This is a genomic window from Mycoplasma sp. 4463, assembly GCF_048381515.1.
In the GTDB taxonomy this organism is placed as follows: Bacteria; Bacillota_I; Bacilli_A; order Mycoplasmatales; family Metamycoplasmataceae; genus Mycoplasmopsis.
In genome coordinates this window covers 61,148-81,281 of sequence record NZ_JBLWID010000001.1, presented here as the reverse complement: position 1 = coordinate 81,281, position 20,134 = coordinate 61,148, and the positions used below count along the sequence as shown (strand labels likewise).

Below are 20,134 nucleotides of genomic sequence, written 5' to 3'. Positions count from 1 at the left end.
GGTATAATATAAAAAAATATTAAATAATAAAACATCTCAAAGAAAGGAGATAAAATGCCAAGAAAAAGACGTTGACCTGGTATATTAATAGCTTTTGTTGTTGTTTTAATAATATCAGTTGGACTTTACTTAATTATCAGTAAGTTAACAGGTCCTCAAAATATTTCAACAAGCAAATTTGTTGAATACATCAAGGATGCAGCAAATAGTCAAGATGATGGAACATACTTTAAATTAATTAAGTTTGATCCTTTCACTAACCAAATGCACGGTACCCTTATAAAAAATAATAGTCAACTTGAGATTGTTGCACCTGGTTCATTCAACTTCATAAATGAAGTGTATGAAATTAAAGATCCTCTTAAAGAAGCAACAAAATTTGTAAATAATGGTGTGGTAAGTTCAGGAGAAATTCAAAATGCAGCAGCACCACAACCAGGATTCTTCTCAACATACATTCTTCCATTTATTCCTACATTATTATTCCTTGGAATAATGTTCTTTATTTTTAGATCACAAGCTAAAATGATGTCAGGGCAAGGTGGGGCTATGTTTGGTGACAATAGTCCTGCTCAAATTATTAAATCAGATAAAAAATTCTCTGATATTGCAGGAAATAAAGAACCAATTGAAGAAATTTCAGAAATAGTAGATTACTTAAAAAATCCTAAAAAATATGAAGTGTCAGGAGCTAGAATGCCTAGAGGTATCCTTTTAGGAGGTCCTCCTGGTACAGGAAAAACTTTATTAGCTAAAGCGACAGCAGGAGAAGCTGATGTTCCGTTCTTCTTTGTATCAGCATCTAACTTTGTTGAGTTATTTGTTGGTATGGGGGCTAAAAGAGTAAGACAAGTTATAGCAGAAGCGCGTAAAAATGCACCAGCAATTATTTTCATTGATGAGCTTGATGCTATTGGTAGAACAAGAGGAAGCGGTATTGGTGGAGGGCACGATGAACGTGAACAAACACTTAACCAACTTCTTGTTGAAATGGATGGTATTAAAGAAAACTCAGGGTTATTATTTATTGCAGCTACAAACCGTACAGACGTTTTAGACCCTGCTTTAACAAGACCTGGACGTTTTGATAGAGTTATTACAGTCGGATTACCAGATGTAAAAGAACGTGAAGCAATCTTAAAACTACACGCTAAGGGTAAACGTATTTCAAATGATATTTCGTTTGAAAATGTTGCAAGAAGAACACCTGGTTTCTCAGGAGCTCAATTAGAAAACGTAATTAACGAATCTGTTCTTTTATCAGTTAGAGAAAATACAGGTATTATTACAAGAGATCAAATCGATGAGGCAATCGATAGAGTTATGGCTGGTCCAGCTAAAAAATCTAGAACTATTACTAAGGAAGAATTAACATTAGTTGCTTATCACGAAGCTGGACACGCTGTTGTTGGTATAAAAGTTCCTGGTGGTAATAAAGTTCAAAAAATTACTATTATTCCACGTGGTCAAGCTGGTGGATATAACTTAATGATGCCTGAGAATGAAAAATACAACTATACTAAAGAAGAATTATTAGCTTCTATAGCAAGTTTTATGGGTGGTAGAGCAGCAGAAGAAATTATTTATGGAGAAGATAAAATTTCAACAGGTGCTGCAGATGATATTTCGAAAGCAACAGCAATTGCTAGAAGAATGGTTACTGAATTTGGTATGTCTGATTTAGGTCCGATTAAATATCAAGAAGAAGAAGGATCTCCATTCTTAGGAAAAACTTTAGCTACAAGTTCATCAATTTCTAACCAAATTAGTCACGAAATTGATCTTGAAGTTAGAAAAATAATGTTAGAAGCTAAAAATATAGCTACAAAAGTTATTAAGAAAAATAGAGAACTTTTAGAGCTGATTAAAACTTCATTACTTGAAAAAGAAACAATTGTTGCAGAAGAAATCGAATACATTGCTAAAAACTTACAATTACCTCCTGAAAAAGAAAAATCAGAAGAAAAAGCTAGTGCTGTAGGTTTAGATGAATTAATTGAAATGACTTCTGACCCTAATATTGGACAAAGTACACAAACTGATTTTTACGATAATAAAGAAGAAAGTATTTCTGTTGACTTAGTTTCAGATGGAGTTATTGATAGTGATAATTCAGTTACAGAAGATGGAACTGAAATTGAAAAATTATAGTGATTAAACAACTGGTTTTCCGGTTGTTTTTTTATACAAAAATTCTTTATAATTAATAAATTAATTATAAGTAAATTTTTAAAGGTGGATTTTATGAAGAATTTGTTTAAAGAAGTCTTTAAGTCATTATTTAAAAACAAAGCTACTGTTATAGGGTTAACTATCCTTGTATTTTTAACGGCAGGAGTTTTCACTGTTTTAAATGATGCTGCTAAATCAATGAAGCAACAATATGAAGCTGCTAAGAAAAAATCAGTTTCACACAATATTACAATCGATTTAAATCTATCAACAAATGCGAAAGCATACAATGATGGGTATTTTGTTAACGGACTTTCTAAATCAGATTCACTTGTTTATGAAAATAAAAGTGTTTATAATAAAGGAATTAACTATATAACGGATAATTACAAAAAAGAAGGTTATGTAATTGACTTAACAAGAATTACAGATTCATTTATTCCATTAAGTTTATTTGTTGATGAGGAAAAATATAAAGACAAATACATTGATAGAGTTGACTTTATAAAAATCTACAACACTTATGACTTCAAGAATGAAAACGCAAGTTCATTAACATTAGATTTTGATAAAGCCATCAAAACAATGAGAATGAAAACTGATTTCATTGTTAACTTATACAAAAAAGAAAATGACTCATATTCACCTGTTACAACACAAGTTGTTTTAAATTTAAATGACCACTTTGTGCTTGATAAAACTTATAAATTAGAAAATATCGGATACATTACAACAGATACTGAAAGTAATGTTATTCTTTCTCAAGTTAAAACTTTATTCTTAAATATTGTCACAAAAGAAGCTACTTTTGACATGGTTAAAGGTAAAGAATGAATGTATGAAGGAGTTTGTTTAAGTGTTGAACCAGCAACACTTGCTGACAAACTTGGTTTTGATAAATATCAAAATAACAATTACATTTTCATTCTTAATAAAGATAAAAACTCAACTTTAATTAACATTCCAGAGGATGCTAAACCAACTGATGTTGTTAATGTTGAATTAAATTCAGAATTTGATTATTCATCTTTATATGATGAATCAAGAACATTAGACAAACCAATTCCATTTGTTTTTGAAACAAATCATACTTACAACATTCCTTTAAAATGAGCTGCAAAACAAGAGGAATACACATACTACCAAAGAAGAGTTTATGAATCAACATATGTAGATCCATTCAAGAAAAACTGAGATGGAGCATATGTTACATTTATGGAGAATTTAATTAAAGGAAACAATGGTGAATTACCATCAGAATTTAAAAAATTCTCATATTGAAATAAAAACTCACTTAAATACTTTATCCACTTTGATGAACAAGGTGTTTTAAAAGAAAACAAAGAGTTAATTTATGAGAACAATTCAGTTCTTACATATGATTTAACATACAATGAGCAACTTAGATTAGCTGATTTATCAGACCAACCAGGTTATTTAGATAGAGACTTTGCTATTAAAGAAATTATTATTAATGACTTAAAAACTCTTATTTTAAAAATTTATAACTTCACAAGAAAAGAAGTTGACAACCACCCAGAGTACAAGAGTAGAGTTCCAGAAATTGATGCATTAGCTAACGATGTAAACACAAGATTGCAAACTGCATCAATTAACAAATCACAATCAGTTTCAGAATTAACTGATATTTACAACAAGTTACTTAATGATGTAAGTGTTATTGTCCCAAACAATGTTTTACTTTTACCAGTGTTAAATTATGAAAAGAGAACGAAGATTCCTAATTATGCAGAATATGCATTTGATGGATATAAAACAATTGCACAAATTGAAACATCAAGAGATAGATTAACAGAAGAAGAATTTGACAAGTTATCTAATAAAAGAATCTGAGATATCACATTCACAAAAATTAAAAATGGTGCTTTAGATATTGTTAAAAAAGATATCTACAACCAAGTTTCAGAAAAAGTCGGTGTAGATAACATAGGTATCAAGAAATCAATCACAATTGATGCATTCGACACATCTAAAAATGAAAAATTCGTATATCACTTTGTTAATATGGGTGATAATGAACAAAAGATTGATGGAATCAAAAACAATGTAAACAAACTTTTCAATGAAATTGATAATCCAACAGGTTTATTTAATCTTTATTCAAATGTTGATGGTTACTTCAAAACTAGAGAATTACCATATTATGCAATTCACAATATTTTAGGTGAAATTATTAACAACATCATTCCATATGAAAAATATGTTTCATTAGATATGACATATGGACAAGTGAAAATTTATCAAAACTACCCAGAAACTAAATTATTTGAAGTTTGAGATAGATCAAAAATTTACAAATTAGCAAAATTTGTTGGAACAGAAACAGATGCACAAGGTAATTTATTACCTGATAGCGACTTTAATCAATTTGCCGAATTAGGAATTACTTTTGCTCCATCAAGAGAACAAGATACATACTACATAATTAAACCTGTTTATGATGCTAATAAAAAGTTACTTTACTGACAAAATGTTTCATTATCAAGAGAAGGTGTTTCTGAATTTGATAAAGAACGTTTATCAACTGGTAGATTAACTTTAGAAGAAACAGATTCATACTTAGAAAACAATAAATTGACATTAATGGCAAAAATCAATCCAGAGGGATGAGTTGAACATAGTAATGAATTTGATAACGTTGTGTACTTACCTTTTGGTTATAGAGCACCATTAAGTGATGTTTTAAATGAAGCAGCTACACAACAAACTTTAAATAAAGCTTTTGAAAATATACAAAAAGTATTGTTAGATAGCGATTTAACAAAACAAGGATTTTTAACTAAAGACATTATTTATGCATTTATTGAAGCTACTGAATATTCAGCTAATATAAATAAATTTGCAACAATTTTCTCATCAGGACGTATTGATTTAGGGATTATTCCTAAATTGTTCCTTGATTTCCTTTACAAGTTATCACACAACGTAAATGGTGATTATGCAAACAAACTTATTGTTAACTTATTTACAAACTTAAGAAGATTTATTGCACAAAAAGATACTCTTGAAGAAAGAAAACAATATTTAACTGAGCAAATTCAAAAATTATTTAATGTTTTAAATGTACTTGGTGTAGAAGTGCCGGTTAAAGTGGGGACTTTATCAAAATTTATTAAAGATCCTGTTGTTATGCTTGATTCAATTATTGGAATTATTGAATCAGTTAACTTTGTTAAGTTCACAGAGCAATCAAACAACTTTTTCTTAAATGAACATGATCATTTAGTTGATAGAGAAATTACAAAAGCCGATGGAACTAAAGAAATTGTTAAGTACGTAAGAAAATTATCAACGCTTGAATTAATAGAATGATTTATTAGATCAGTTGATCAAAAAGCATTCAAAACACATTTATTTGACTTATTAGACAATATTAACATTGCTTTATTAGCAGATGTTAATGATCAAGCTAACCCATTATATGACGTATTTAATTCATTTATGCCTCAACTTAAACCTATTTGACAATTTATTAACTTGTATCCAGGTTCAGCTGATAAATCATTTAAAAACGTTATTGATTGAACTAAGTATGTAATTAACTTATTTGATTTTGACATTTTTATTGATGCTGTTTTAAGCAAAAAACAAATGTTCTACACTGAACATCAAAGTGTAGATAGAGTAAACAAATATGCGACATCAGGAGTTGAATCAAAAGACTTTATTTATGCACTTATTAAATCATTATTTGCATTACCAGGTTCAAATAAATCATTTAAAGAATCAATAATTTCAATGTTTAACCTTTCAGATAAAGGGACAAATATTGAAATCGATGACAACGGATTATATTTAACAATTCCAGTTGCAGATGATGAAAAATTAGACTACTTTGACCTTCTTAACATCTTTATGTCTCCTCAACCTTCTTCAACAACTGAAGCAGGAGCAGATACTAATACATCTACATCAACTCATAATTCATTAAGTTTATTTGACAAACTTTACAACTTTGTTCACTCATACAAAGTTAGATTTGAAAATTGAAATGGAAACACAGTTTCACTAACATCATTCCCATCATCAGAAACAAATGATGCTATGGCAGTGTTTGGATTTACTAAAGACAAAAGAGAAATACCTTTAAGTGAAGCTAGGCAATTAGTTAACGAATGAATTCAAGTTCTTAACTTAGTCGTGCAAACAACTTCAAATGTTAAATTACAACCTAACTTATCAATTGGAGATATTTACAAATACTTTGCAGAATACAAGCCAATTGAAAATAATTCAGTTCATTCATTAGTTCAAGAAGCTATTAAGAAATTCTTAGATATTTCCAACAAAAATAATGACCCATTCTTCTATGTGAAAGAAGCATATCCATTATTCAAAGTTTGAATGAAAATGTTTGATAAATCAGTAAATGCTGACAGTGCAAAAACTAAAGAGTTTGCTCTTGAATTATTAAAATTAGCTAACAACTCGGAAATATTATCTGACTTTAGTTCATTTGACTTAATTCAACCATCATCACAAAACATTGTTTCATTTGAGAAAACAGGATTTGGTATTACTAAATCACTTGCAAATACTTTAAAACTTAAAGAAATCTTCTTTGCAAAAGATGAACAAGGTAACTATACAAATTCATTATTAGCTGAATTAATTAAAAAATTCCCTGATTATAAACAATATGTGCGAGATAATGAGTTAGAAATTATTCAATCATTTGCATACATTGCAACAGCTGAGTTATACGGTAAATTCAACCCAGAACACTTCAAAGATGTTTACTTATCAGAATTTACAAACATCGATTCAGTTGTGTTAGAAAACTTAATTAAAGGTGTATTTTCAAACGAATTATTTGTAAAGCACTTTGATACATTTAACATTTACTTAAGTAACTCAATTAATGAAATTCCAGTTGTTAGATTAGGAATTTCAGATGCATTATTACACCCATTAACAATTGTTAAACATCCTGAAGTTGCAGTTTGATTCTTAACAAATACAAACAACCTAGGAGAGAGTGGTAAGAATAAAGCGAATATTGCTTACTTGATAATGGATAAAATTATTAACTTTGAGGAATTAGCTAGAAATGAAGTTGAATTAAGTGAATTTATTAGTTCATTCGAAAAAGGAAAACCTGTGTTTGCAACTATTGGTAAAGAATGAGTTTTAAATGTTGCTTTTGACAACGAAATTATTCAATACTGATATTCAAAAGTCGGAAACAACATTGAAAATTATTCACCATTTGGTGTAAACATTATTAAACTTATTGAAGATGTTTTAAACACAATTACAGGTGTTAACAAATTAGATAACACGCTTAAATTTGACCAAACAAGTTCATACATTGCAAAAGTTAACTATGTATGATTAGCAAAAAACAACAAGAAAATTTACGATGGTGAATTGCCAAATAATCCAATCGGAATGGTTGAATTAATCAAAAATCTTCCTGAAAATTACAAAATTAATGTAAATGGTTCAGAATTTATCATTATCGGTGACGATTATACATATGACAATATTTATCCAGTTGTGGATGAAGCAAACTTACAAGTTAATACAAATAACCAAGCTATTGTTTACGTTAACTCACAAGGGTTTGACAAAATCGCACAAGCTTACAGAGGAAATGTTGTTAAAGAATACTTACTTGTTAAGAATTCAACAAACTTAACAAATGAAGATCTTAAACAAGAATTAATTCAGGTTGTTAATAAAGCAACAAATAACTCAAATGATTTACCTAGAGTTTATCTAGATGATGAAATTGATGGAATTAACCCTGAACGTGCAATTAGAATCACTGCAGTTAAAAACTTCATTAAAGTAATCGGATTCGTTTCAAAAATCTTATTATCTATCTTAATTACATTAGTTGCTATCTCAATTATTTTCATTATTAAGAGATACATCACAAACAAAAACAAAGCTATTGGTATTTTAGTTTCTCAAGGTTATACACCATTAGAAATCTCATTATCAATGACTGTGTTTGCGTTCTTTACAATCATTATTGGAGGTATTGCAGGATACTTAACCGGTTTCTTAATACATGCTGAAGCTGTTAAGTTATTAAGTGATTATTGAGCTATACCGATTCAGACGCTAAACTTCTCAATAGTTTCATTTGGAATAAACATCATATTACCGCTTGCGGCTATGTCTATACTTATTATTGTTGTTTCAATTCGTTCATTAAGATATAAATCAATTGACTTAATGAGTGGAATAACAGAAGTAAGTACAGGTGACTTCCACGCTAAATATGCAAACTTATTCAAGAAGAGAAATATTAAAACTAAATTTAGTGCTTCATTAATCTTCCACAGCTTCTGAAAACTGGCATCATTTGGTATTTCAATCATTTTAGTTGCTATAACTACATTGTTCGGAATAGCAACCTTTGGTGAATTTGAATCATCAATTAGAAAAACATATAAAAACAGAAGTTACAATTACAAATTTGACTTAAGGACACCTACAATAGAAGGTGGTGGAATTAATTTATTCACAGCACAAGATTTAGAAAACACACTTTATGTACCTGTTGGAGATATTGCTGAAATTAACCAATATCAAAGCGATTACTTCAAACCAGGTATATCAACAGCTGTAAATAAACTTGCAATCAAAAACCCTGATGGAACTACATCATATAGATATCCAAACGGAAATCCTACAGATTTTGATGGACACGTAATTTCACAATTCTCAGTTAACATTAAGATCGATTCATCAGTTTCAATTGACCCTTGAGACCAAGTTTACAACTCATTACCTGACTCACAAAAATCAAGAATCACATCAGTAAGAAATGAAATTGGTAGAAGACTTGAAAGAACACAACCAAACTTACACTACAAACAAGATGATAATAGAAAAATTCTTGATATGACTAAAATGATTGAGTTAGTTCAAGCAGGAACAGTTTCAGGATTCTTCCGTTATGTAGAAAATGAAACTAGCCCAGAATTAGGTAAATTTGTTTATCTTCAAGCTAACAAAAATAAAACTGATTTTGATGAAATAATAATTTCAACATCAGCTTATAGAGATGAATATAGAGAATTCTTAATCAATGGATACAAACAAATCTATAAAGAAAATGGTGAATTATTAAAACGAAATCCTAATGCATCAGTTGTAAGTGACTTCTTAGTTTCATTTGGTGGCTTATATTTTGACCCTGAATTTGATGAGCTTTATACATACGTAGATGCAAATCAAATTAAGAGAGGTAAAATCAAGAACGAAACTATTAAGTTATACGGTTACCAAGAAGATTCAAAACAAATTAAGATTAAATCTACCAATGGACAAGATTTACTTAAATTAATTAATGATGAGTTTAGTCAAAACGGATTTGACGTTGACAATAAACCTATTCCACTTATCATTAACGAAGTTTCATCAAAAGCATTTAACTTATTAGTTGGATCGAAATTTGAAGTTGTTGTAAACAATAATGTAAATAGATTCAAAGATAAGATAAATGAATATTATGAGAAATTAGATAACCCTGAATATAAAGAACCAGAGAGACAAACTTACAAATTCATTGTTAGAGGTATAAACCCAACATATATTAATAATGAGTTTATTATTCCTAAAAAAGCTGCTGATATACTTACAGGATTAGATAAAGTTAAACATAACCCTAAATATGAAGTGTTTAACGGTATTATGTCTAAACACCCATTACCAATGCAATTATTATCATCAGCTGGATTATATTCAAACAGTGGTTACTGACCGGCTATCCAATCATTTGACACATCTACTTTAACAACTAAATATCTTGAAGATATGTTTGATGCATTATTTGGATCAAGACAAACAGTAGATAACTCAACAATCGATGGAGTAATGAGTACTTTAGGATATTCAGACTTACAAATTGCTAAATTTATAAATCCTGAATATAAAGAAACTGAAAGCATTAAAGATAACTACTTATTAGCAAGAGCTAATGCAGAACAACACATTAACAAGTTTGCTAATATATTCAATAACGACTTATATATCCCTATGGCTAATACTTTAGATTCTAAAGTTATTGAAGTAGGTTACACAATGTCTATTGCGCAAACAGTTCAAAAAATTGTAACTATTGTGACAATCTTAGCATTCATAATTTCTATAGTTATATTGGTAATCATTTCAACAATTCTTATTGGAGAAAATGAGAAGAATATAGCTATCTGATCAATCCTTGGATATAATGAAAAAGAAAAAATTAAGATTTTCTATGGAATTTACTTACCATTTATTCTTATATCTATCTTAATAGCTATCTCATTAGCATTTGGATTTATATCAATCTTTAGTGGTTTCTTAACATCAGCTGCATCTATTGCAATTCCTATTGTTATTTCGCCTCTAAACATATTAGTGACAGTATTAGTTATTCTAGGAGTATTCTTAGTAACATCAATATTATCTTGAATCGGAATTAACAAAGTTAAACCAATTGATTTATTGAAAGGTAAATAATGGAAAATAAAAACGTAAATGTAAACAATGACACAAATAAAGACACTCAAGAAGTTGTTGTTTTAACTAAAAAGACATCAGATGTCAAAATTACAAAGAAAAATGTATTTGACATTCTTGATGCTGACGGTGGAAGCAACAAAGTTGTATTAGACAGATCAATTGCTAGAGTTATTAGAAAAGCTTCAAACAAAAAGAGATCTAAAGATGGTAATAAAAAACTTAAAAACACAGGTAGCGCAGTCATAGAAGTTAAAAACGTAAGTAAGTTTTACTTGTCAGGAACTACAGCTACTAGGGTTTTAAAGAATGTTTCATTAACAATTAACAAAGGTGAATTTGTTATGATCTTTGGTAAGTCTGGAGGTGGAAAAAGTACATTACTTAACCTTATAAGTGGACTTGATAGACCAAGTAGAGGACAAGTTATTGTATGTAATCAAAACTTACCTTACTACTCAGATTTCAAACTTACTTTATTTAGAAGAAAACACGTTAGCTTTATCTTCCAAAATTACAACTTATTACAAAATTTAAATGGTTATGACAATGTTGAAACTGGTGCTTACTTACAAAAAGATAAAAGTAAAAGATTAAACATTGATAAGTTATTTGAGGAATTTGAACTAGAAGATGTTAAAAACAAATATCCATCACAAATGTCTGGGGGACAACAACAACGTATTTCAATCCTACGTGCATTGGCTAAAAATGCTGAAATAATTTTCGCTGATGAACCTACAGGAGCACTTGATGATGCTACTTCAAAGATTGTTTTAAATTACTTATATGACATTAATAAAAAATATGGTGTTACTATAGTTATGGTTACTCACAATCCTCTTATAGCACCAATTGCTGATAAAGTTTTCACAATCAAGAATGGAAAAGTTGCTAACATCACAGTTAACAAAACTACAAAACATCCAAAAGATATTGATTGAAAAGAATAATTAATTATGTTCAATAATACTTACCACAAAATAGTGGTGAGTATTTTTTTATACCTTGTAGACTATGGAATAAGTACAATTGAACTACAAAAAGTATAATAAAAAACAGACTTTAAAAGTCTGTAATTTAAATACTATTTACGTTTCATTGTAGGGAATAAAAGAACATCACGAATTGAATCTTTTTCAGTTAATAACATTGTTAATCTATCGATTCCAATTCCACAGCCACCTGTAGGAGGCATTCCGTATTCTAATGCTTCAACGAAATCTCAATCAATGTCACTAGCTTCATCATTTCCATTGTTCTTTTCTTTTAATTGGTCTTCAAAACGTTCTAATTGGTCAATTGGATCTGATAACTCAGTGTACATATTTGCATATTCTTTTGTGTTAATGAACAATTCAGCTCTTTCAACGAATCTTGGATCTTGACCTTTAGCAGTAAGAGGAGAAATTTCTAATGGATGTCCATATACAAAAGTTGGTTGTATTAATGTTTTTTCAATAAGTTCTTCAAAAAGTTCATTAATAATGTGACCTAATTGATGGAATTTTTGAATTTTAATACCATATGATTTAGCAACCTCAACAGCTTCATCAAATGAAATGTTTCTAAAATCTTTACCTGTAGCTTTAGAAACAGCTTTAACCATATCAACTCTGTTAAATGGTTTTGTTAAATCAATTTCAACACCTTTGTTAATAACTGTTGATTTACCTAATTTAGCTGCAACTCTTTTAATAAGTTCTTCTGTACGTTGCATCATTCCTTCAAGGTTTGAGTAAGCTTCGTAGAATTCAATTGAAGTAAATTCAGGGTTATGAGTTGTGTCGATTCCTTCGTTTCTGAAAATACGACCAATTTCATAAACTCTATCAACTCCACCAACTAAAAGTTTTTTAAGAGGAATTTCAGTAGCAATTCTAAGAACAAATTCTTGATCTAATGCATTGTGATGTGTTTTAAATGGACGAGCAGAAGCACCTGATAAATAATCATGTAAGAATGGAGTTTCAACTTCCATATATTCTCTTTCATCAAAGTATCTTCTAATTTCACTAATGATTTTTGTTCTATTTCAGAACACTTGCATTGATTCATCATTAACAATTAAATCAACATATCTGTGTCTGTATCTTTCTTCAACATCAGCTAATCCATGGTATTTATCAGGAAGTGGTTTAAGAGCTTTTGTTAAAAGTTTAATATCTTGAACTTTAACAGTAACTGCACCTGTGTGAGTTTTCATAACATTACCTTCAACATAAATAATGTCTCCTAAGTCTAAAGATGATACTAATGCATTAACAGATTCATCATGTTCTTTTTTGTTGAAGTAAGCTTGAATTTTTCCGTGGTAGTCTTTGATTAAAATGAAAGGTCCACGCATTGTTAAAATTCTACCTGCAATAGCAACAGAAACTGGATTTTGTTCTAATTCTTCTTTAGATACATTTTCATATTTAGAAGTTAATTCATCTGAATATAATCTTTCTTTTAATCCATCTGCTTTTGCAAAAGCTTCAATATTATTTTCTTTGTAAAAGTTTAATTTATTACGTCTTACTTGTTCTTGTTCTGTGTATTTTGTCATATCTTTTACTCCATTAATAAATATGTTTAAAGTATACCACTAATATTAAAAATATTAGTGGGGTAATATTAGAAACATAACTAATAAAATATTGATAGTAACATACTTGTTTTTATGGTGCTATAGAAATTATTTGATTTGAATTTTATTGTCTAAAAAAACAAAAAAACTACCGAAATAGGCAGTAATTTCAAAATAAAATTCTTTTATAAAATGGTTGCTTTAGATTCTATCTTCTTTTACTTTTCTAGCTGAAATTGTCACGTGTTTCGGACAAGTTAACATTTTTTGATCTGGTGTGAATTGAACGTATAAAACATTCTCATTATATTTACGATCATATTTAACAGTTCCTTCAGGTCTTAGAAATTCTAAATGAACTAAAGGTACATTAAATACTTCTCTTTGTTCTTCAGGAATTCTTAAATCAACAATTGGATAAATTTCTACTGAACCACCTCAAAGTATGTTGTTTTTAATCATATCTTTTTCTTCTTGAGGGAAGAATTCATCAACCTGTTTAAATGAAGTTTCTAAAACCTTATCTTGTTGTTCATAAGATAAAGTTTTAAATTGTGGATCTTCAACTAACTCTTTTCTCAACACTTCTTTATACACTTCAAAGTCTAATAAATATTTTTGTTCTCTAACCATTAATTTAATAATAATATCAAATGGAACTACATCAGCAATTGTTCCAAAAGCATATCTATAATCTTTATTGCACATATCACAATGTGCTGTAACTAATGAACCCATAATATCTCCTTGTTTGGAATAAAATCAATATATTAATTATATTTAACTTTATAATTTAATTATGTTAGATTTTGAAAAGAATTATTGAGACAAATACGATGTTATTATTGGTTTAGATGAAGTAGGAAGAGGTTGTTTAGCTGGTGAGTTAGTAGTTGCTGGTGTGATTTTTCCTAAAGGATACTGAAATAGCAAAATTAAAGATTCTAAACAGTTAACTGAAAAACAAAGAGAAGAACTTTATGAAGAAATAGTCAACGATTGTGTTGAATATGTCATTGAAGTTAGAACTCTTGAACAAATCAATAATTCAAATCCTAAAAGAGAATCAATTTTAGGTATGGAATCTATTGTTAAAAAAATTAAAAACAAACCTGATTTGATAATTACGGATTATGAAAAGTTAAATTTGGAAAACTGCGAACAAGTTAATTTAGTTAAAGGTGATTCAATTTCACTTTCAGTTGCTGCTGCTAGCATTTTAGCTAAAGTTACAAGAGATAGAATGATTAAAGAATATTCGAAAATATATCCTGAATATGATTTTGAGAATAACAAAGGTTATGGGACTAAAAAACATTTAGATGCTTTAAATGTGTTTGGACCAACAAAAATACATAGAACTAAATATAAACCAGTTGTATCATCATACGAAAAGCATCGAAAATATAGATAAATTGACTAGGGTCACCTAGTTTTTTTAATAAAAAAGCACTTAGAAAAACTAAAGTGCTAGAAAATTAAATCTATATTTCATATTTTTTAGCTAATATTGAGCCTCCAAAACTAAAGATTAGACCAAATATACAGCCTAAAATATATAATACTGCTATTACAATATGATCTTCTGTTTTTCTGTGAAAAAGTCTAACGATAGCAATGATTTGTAAAAACATTAATATTATGTGAAGAATAAATGTAATCGTTGCTATGATTGGGATAATTATTTTTATTCTAGCAATTCATTCTGAATAATAATAGTGACCTTGTTTTTGCATCACAACAGCTGATCATATTATGTATATAATGGTTACAGAAGTAATAAATATTAAAATTAATGATAATCAGAATATTGGTTTCGTATAATACATTTTGTTTTTCATATATTTCTCTTCGTTTTTATCTATATCCTTATTCTAAAAAAAAAGAAAAAAGCAAAGTAGAAAGTGAAATATTTTTGTTTTATAATATGACTATGAAAAAAGAAGTGCAAATTAAAATTGAAATTCAAAAAAACTCAAGAATCAAGTATGAATACAACAGAAAAACAGGACAAATTGAAGTAGATAGAATCTTACGTGAAGATTTTGTTTACCCTTGCAACTATGGTTTTATTCCTGAGGCATTAGACTGAGATGGAGACGAACTTGATGTATTATTATATTCATCAGAACAATTCATTCCAGGTTCATTATTAAATGCAAGAATTATTGGTGCTATGAAAATGATTGATGACGGTGAAACTGATACAAAATTAATTGCAGTTCACGCTGATGATTACAGATTAGATCATATTAACTCATTATCAGACTTACCAAGACCATTTTTAGATACAGTTAAAACATTCTTTAGCACATACAAAAACTGAAAACGTCCAGGAATTACATCGGTTGATGGATTTGAAGATGTTGAATGAGCTATTACTGAATATGAAGAATGTGTTGATTTAATGAACAAATATGGTTCAATGGATAAAAAAGAATTCATTGAATTAATGAAACAAAAACATCCTGAAAAATATGTTGCTTAATTAGATATTTTTCTATCCTTTAAGGGATAGATTTTTTTATTTATTAACAAAAAAATCTTATGAAAAAAAGTTAGATTTTAAGTAAAAAAATAGTAAAAAATTAACTTTTTACAAAATAGAAAGAAAAATATGAAGAAAGTTTTGTTTTTAAATAGTAATCTTTCGTTTAAAGAAAACTCTTGCTTAAGTAAAGTTACAAATAATGTCATTAAGTATTATCAAACAAATTAGGAATCAATTTTAAATATATTGATTTAATTGAGACAGAATTTTTTGAGCACATAATTCTATCTTTTTCTATACTCTACAAGTTATAAAAGTAAAATTCATAGTGATATAATTAACTGAAATTTGTCAACTGAGGAGTTTTATGACTTTAGACTTATTAAAGGAAGAATGATTTGTAAATAATTACTATATTTTTCTATATGAAAATAACTTGCTAGAAAATAAATTAGAAAATAGTGGTTCTATTAGCTATTTCGAAAATGGATTGGTAATTAACACTTTTAGAAACGATGCATATTCTGCATTTATATCTAATGTAAACTACAAAAAAGAAAATGTAGAGAAAATTATTAATTTGCTTTCAGTTTTTTCACCAACTGTAATAACTTATGGTAATGCTTGCTTGAACTTGGTTCATCAGATTAGTAATCTTAATAATTATGAAATTTATAATCAAACTATTGCTGCATTAGATAAAGATGATTTTGTTTTTAGCCAAGCAAAAGAAGAAGCATTAGATAAAAAGATATTAATTAAAAGAGTTGATTTATCTGATTTTGATGAAATCAAAAAATTCCTCGAAGAAGAAAATTTTTATGCAAACTCAAGAAATCATTGAGTTGATTCTTATAAAAAATATGTTCTAGAAAATAACTTAAACTATGGTTATATAGCTTTAAAAGATAAAAAAGTAATTTCTCATGCTTGTGTTGTTTATACAAATTCTAAAAACGCAGTAATTTGAGGAGTAGCGACAAATACAGAATTTAGAGGTCTAGGTTTAGCTTCGCATTTAGTTTCACTGCTATGTAAGGATATATTAAACAATAACCTTGAACCACTTTTATATTACACAGAAGAAAAGATTGGTAACTTATACAAAAAGTTAGGATTTAAAGATAAAGCACAATATTTTATAGCTTCAAAAGTGGAAAATTAGTTAAATAAATTAAATTTATTTAAAAATAATAATTTTCCATAAGAAAGCTATCAAAATATTGCTTTTTTATTAAAATTATATTTATGATTAAGGTAGATAACATTACATTCAGATATAGAGAAACAGATACTCAACCAGCATTGAAAAATGTTTCTTTTTCTATCGAAAAAGGTGAGTATGTTGCTATATTAGGACACAATGGTTCAGGTAAAAGTACTTTGTCAAAAGTGCTTGTAACTTTACTTAAACCTCAAAGCGGTTCAATTAGCATTGATGGAATTGAATATTCAAAAGAGAACTTACTTAAGATTAGAAAGAAAATTGGAATTATTTTTCAAAATCCAGATAACCAGTTTGTAGGTTCTAGTGTTGAAGATGATATTGCATTTGGATTAGAAAATAGAAACATTCCACATGAAGAAATGCATAAGTTAGTTAAAAAATATGCAGCAAAAGTCGATATGGAAAACTTACTTGAAAGAGAACCTGAAAGCTTAAGTGGTGGACAAAAACAAAGGGTTGCTATTGCTGCAATTTTAGCTCTAAATCCTGATGTTATTATTTTCGATGAAGTTACATCAATGCTTGACCCAAAAGGTAAATCAAGTGTTATTCAAATAATCAAGGAAATTAAAGAACAAAAAGATAAAACCTTAATCTCGATTACGCACGATATGGATGAAGCAATTTTAGCTGATAAATGTTTAGTTTTTGCTAAAGGAAAATTAATTGCAGCTGGCTCACCAAAAGAAATATTAAAGAACCAAGAAATTATTGAAATAGCGAAAATTGAATCTCCGTTTATTTATAGAATGAGCACAATGATTAATGGAATTGAACCAACATACAGTGAAAGTGAGTTAATAGAAGAAATATGCAAATAAAAGTAAAAAAATTAACTCATACATTTAGTGTAAAGACACCTTGAGAATTTACTGCATTAAAAGATGTATCTGCAACAATTAAACAAGGTGAATATGTTGGTATTATTGGTGCTACTGGTTCAGGAAAAACTACATTAATCGAACATTTAAATAGATTACTAGAACCTACAAATGGAGTAATCGAATGAGTTTATAAGGATAATATTAGAAGAACATATGGCTATGAACTATCAAAACTATTAGTTTCATTAGACAAAAAATATTCTGATAAAAATGATCCTAAATATAAAGCAGAACTTAAAGAAAAAAGAGCACAAATCAAAAAAGAAATTAAAGCTAATGATAAGCAAATTAAAGAGTTAGAAAAAATCTATAAAAAAGAATACAAGATAGCTTACAACAAATTTAGTGAAGAATACAGTCAGCATCAAACTGAAAGAAAATCAAAACTTAAAAACAAGTTTAATTTTTCATTTAGTAAAGAAGTTGAATTGTTCAAAAATGAATTTGATGCTAACTCTGAGACATTAAAGAAAATTAATGAGTTTAAATATGTTGAAGATTTTGTGACTCAACAAACCTACAAAAACAAAATCAAATCATTAAGATCTATGCCTAAAAAAATTAGACAAAGAGTCGCTATAGCTTTTCAATTTGCAGAATATCAGTTATTTAAAGGAACAATAATCGAGGATATTGCATTTGGACCAATGGCTTATGGTGTTCCAAAAATTAAAGCTTATGAAAAAGCTAGAGAATGTTTAAAACTTGTTGGATTAGGTGAAGAATATTTAGAAAGAAGCCCTTTTGAACTCAGTGGTGGACAAAAAAGAAGAGTTGCTCTTGCTGGAATTCTAGCAATGGAACCTGATTTCTTAGTTGTTGATGAACCTACGGCTGGACTTGATCCTCAAGGTGTTGATGAAATTTTAGAAATCCTTAATAACTTACATAAATCAGGAAAAACTATCATCAACGTAACTCATGATTTAGATAACATTTTAAAATACTCAAAACGTATTTTACTTATGAAAAATGGACAAATTGTTAATGATGGTGAACCTTATGATGTTTTAAATGATGTTGAGTTTTTAAAGGAAAACAATCTTCAACCACCACATTTATTAGAGTTTACCAATAAATTAAGAAAAAGAGGTGTAGATATACCAAAAGTAACATCAGAAGAACAATTGGCTTTCTATATTAATAAACATATGGAAAGTAAGAAGGGAGTGTAATGAAAAGTGTATTTGGACGTTACATTCCAGGTGATGGATTTTTATATAAATTAGATCCTAGATTTAAGTTACTTATGGTTATTGTTTATATTGTAATGGTGTTTATGGTTAGATATTTCATTGATATGGTTATCTTACTTTTACCTCTTATTATTATCTATATTTACACAAATAAAAGAGTAAGACCATTACTTAAAATGCTTAAGTTACCTATCTTTGTGTCTGTTGTAATTTTTGCAGTCAACTTGTACACTATAACAAACGAAACAGTACATAATGATGTTGCTAATATGTTGAGTAAATCATATTTAAAAGATCATCAAGATGTAAATAGGTTAGCTCAAGCTTACTGGACGAATGGATTCTGAAGTTTTAACACTTCAGCAAGCAAAACTTTTTATAACTCAATAATAGATACAAATGGTGTGTTATCTGTTTTTAAAGGTGAACATTCAGATGCTCTTATGCAAAAAGTTCAATATGGTGTTTCATTAGATAATATCAATAAAACATTGAGTTTATTTTTAAGAATTTACACAATGATTTTAATTACTACATTGTTAACAAACACAACAAGACCAATATTATTAACAAAAGCAATTGAAGATCTTTTATATCCACTTAAATTCATTTTTGTACCTACACACGTTATTGCGATGATTGTTTCAATCGCACTTAGATTCATACCAACATTAATTGATGAATCAAATAGAATTATTAAAGCACAATCATCACGTGGGGTAGACTTCAAGCACGGGAATATTAAAGAAAAAATTGATGCATTTACTACATTGATTATTCCTTTATTCGTTTCATCATTCTCAAAAGCTGAAGATTTAGCTAACTCAATGGAAACAAGAGGATATGATCCATATGCTAAGAGAACTAAATATAGAAAAATTAAACAATCTTGAATCGATTTAATTTCTTTATTAGTTATATTAGCTATATTATCATTCGTAATTGTAAATATTGTGTATCCAAATTACTTGCCGTTTGGGTACATTGCAACAAGAATTATTTAATTTTTAGGTCTATAAATCATACGTAAAAAAATGCGTGTGATTTATTTTTTTATATTATAATATATCTAAATTTATACAGCTGTAAAGCACTAGCGCTTTACACTTA

General features: G+C 28.2%; 12 protein-coding genes. 9 read left to right on the top strand and 3 right to left on the bottom strand.

Features of this window, described 5'->3' with window-relative positions; genetic code table 4:
* Positions 1-54 precede the first annotated feature (54 nt).
* From ftsH to ACNF36_RS00300, 3 genes are all read left to right on the top strand, one after another.
* Positions 55-2,151, top strand: coding sequence for an ATP-dependent zinc metalloprotease FtsH (gene ftsH, locus ACNF36_RS00310; protein WP_418303327.1), 2,097 nt, complete (start codon positions 55-57; stop codon positions 2,149-2,151).
* A gap of 93 nt (positions 2,152-2,244) precedes the next feature.
* On the top strand, positions 2,245-10,653 hold the full coding sequence (locus ACNF36_RS00305; protein ID WP_418303326.1) for an ABC transporter permease: 8,409 nt from the start codon (positions 2,245-2,247) through the stop codon (positions 10,651-10,653).
* On the top strand, positions 10,653-11,606 hold the full coding sequence (locus ACNF36_RS00300) for an ABC transporter ATP-binding protein (RefSeq protein WP_418303325.1): 954 nt from the start codon (positions 10,653-10,655) through the stop codon (positions 11,604-11,606). The genes ACNF36_RS00305 and ACNF36_RS00300 overlap by 1 nt, the downstream gene beginning before the upstream one ends.
* A gap of 134 nt (positions 11,607-11,740) precedes the next feature.
* Here the strand turns inward: ACNF36_RS00300 and lysS are convergent, their stop codons facing one another.
* The gene (lysS, locus tag ACNF36_RS00295; RefSeq protein ID WP_418303324.1) at positions 11,741-13,204 is read right to left on the bottom strand and encodes a lysine--tRNA ligase; all 1,464 of its coding nucleotides are present in this window, start codon (positions 13,202-13,204) and stop codon (positions 11,741-11,743) included.
* Positions 13,205-13,426: 222 nt separating this feature from the next.
* Entirely contained in the window at positions 13,427-13,963 is a 537-nt protein-coding gene (locus ACNF36_RS00290; RefSeq protein WP_418303323.1) for a hypothetical protein, read from the bottom strand.
* A 61-nt stretch (positions 13,964-14,024) separates the two neighbouring features.
* On the opposite strand from ACNF36_RS00290, the gene ACNF36_RS00285 reads away from it, so the two are divergent.
* Entirely contained in the window at positions 14,025-14,639 is a 615-nt protein-coding gene (locus ACNF36_RS00285) for a ribonuclease HII (RefSeq protein WP_418303322.1), read from the top strand.
* A 70-nt stretch (positions 14,640-14,709) separates the two neighbouring features.
* On the opposite strand, the gene ACNF36_RS00280 is transcribed toward ACNF36_RS00285, so the two are convergent.
* Entirely contained in the window at positions 14,710-15,066 is a 357-nt protein-coding gene (locus ACNF36_RS00280) for a hypothetical protein (protein ID WP_418303321.1), read from the bottom strand.
* 92 nt (positions 15,067-15,158) lie between these two features.
* Between ACNF36_RS00280 and ACNF36_RS00275 the strand changes: the two genes are divergently transcribed.
* From ACNF36_RS00275 to ACNF36_RS00255, 5 genes are all read left to right on the top strand, one after another.
* Positions 15,159-15,713, top strand: a complete 555-nt coding sequence (locus ACNF36_RS00275) for an inorganic diphosphatase (protein ID WP_418303320.1) — start codon at positions 15,159-15,161, stop codon at positions 15,711-15,713.
* Between the two features lie 370 nt (positions 15,714-16,083).
* Complete coding sequence (locus ACNF36_RS00270) at positions 16,084-16,881, top strand: GNAT family N-acetyltransferase (RefSeq protein ID WP_418303319.1); 798 nt, start codon at positions 16,084-16,086, stop codon at positions 16,879-16,881.
* A gap of 83 nt (positions 16,882-16,964) precedes the next feature.
* On the top strand, positions 16,965-17,765 hold the full coding sequence (locus ACNF36_RS00265; RefSeq protein ID WP_418303318.1) for an energy-coupling factor transporter ATPase: 801 nt from the start codon (positions 16,965-16,967) through the stop codon (positions 17,763-17,765).
* Positions 17,756-19,003, top strand: a complete 1,248-nt coding sequence (locus tag ACNF36_RS00260; protein ID WP_418303317.1) for an ATP-binding cassette domain-containing protein — start codon at positions 17,756-17,758, stop codon at positions 19,001-19,003. The genes ACNF36_RS00265 and ACNF36_RS00260 overlap by 10 nt, the downstream gene beginning before the upstream one ends.
* Positions 19,003-20,028, top strand: a complete 1,026-nt coding sequence (locus ACNF36_RS00255) for an energy-coupling factor transporter transmembrane component T family protein (protein WP_418303316.1) — start codon at positions 19,003-19,005, stop codon at positions 20,026-20,028. Before ACNF36_RS00260 ends, ACNF36_RS00255 begins: the two co-directional genes overlap by 1 nt.
* Positions 20,029-20,134: the final 106 nt, after the last annotated feature.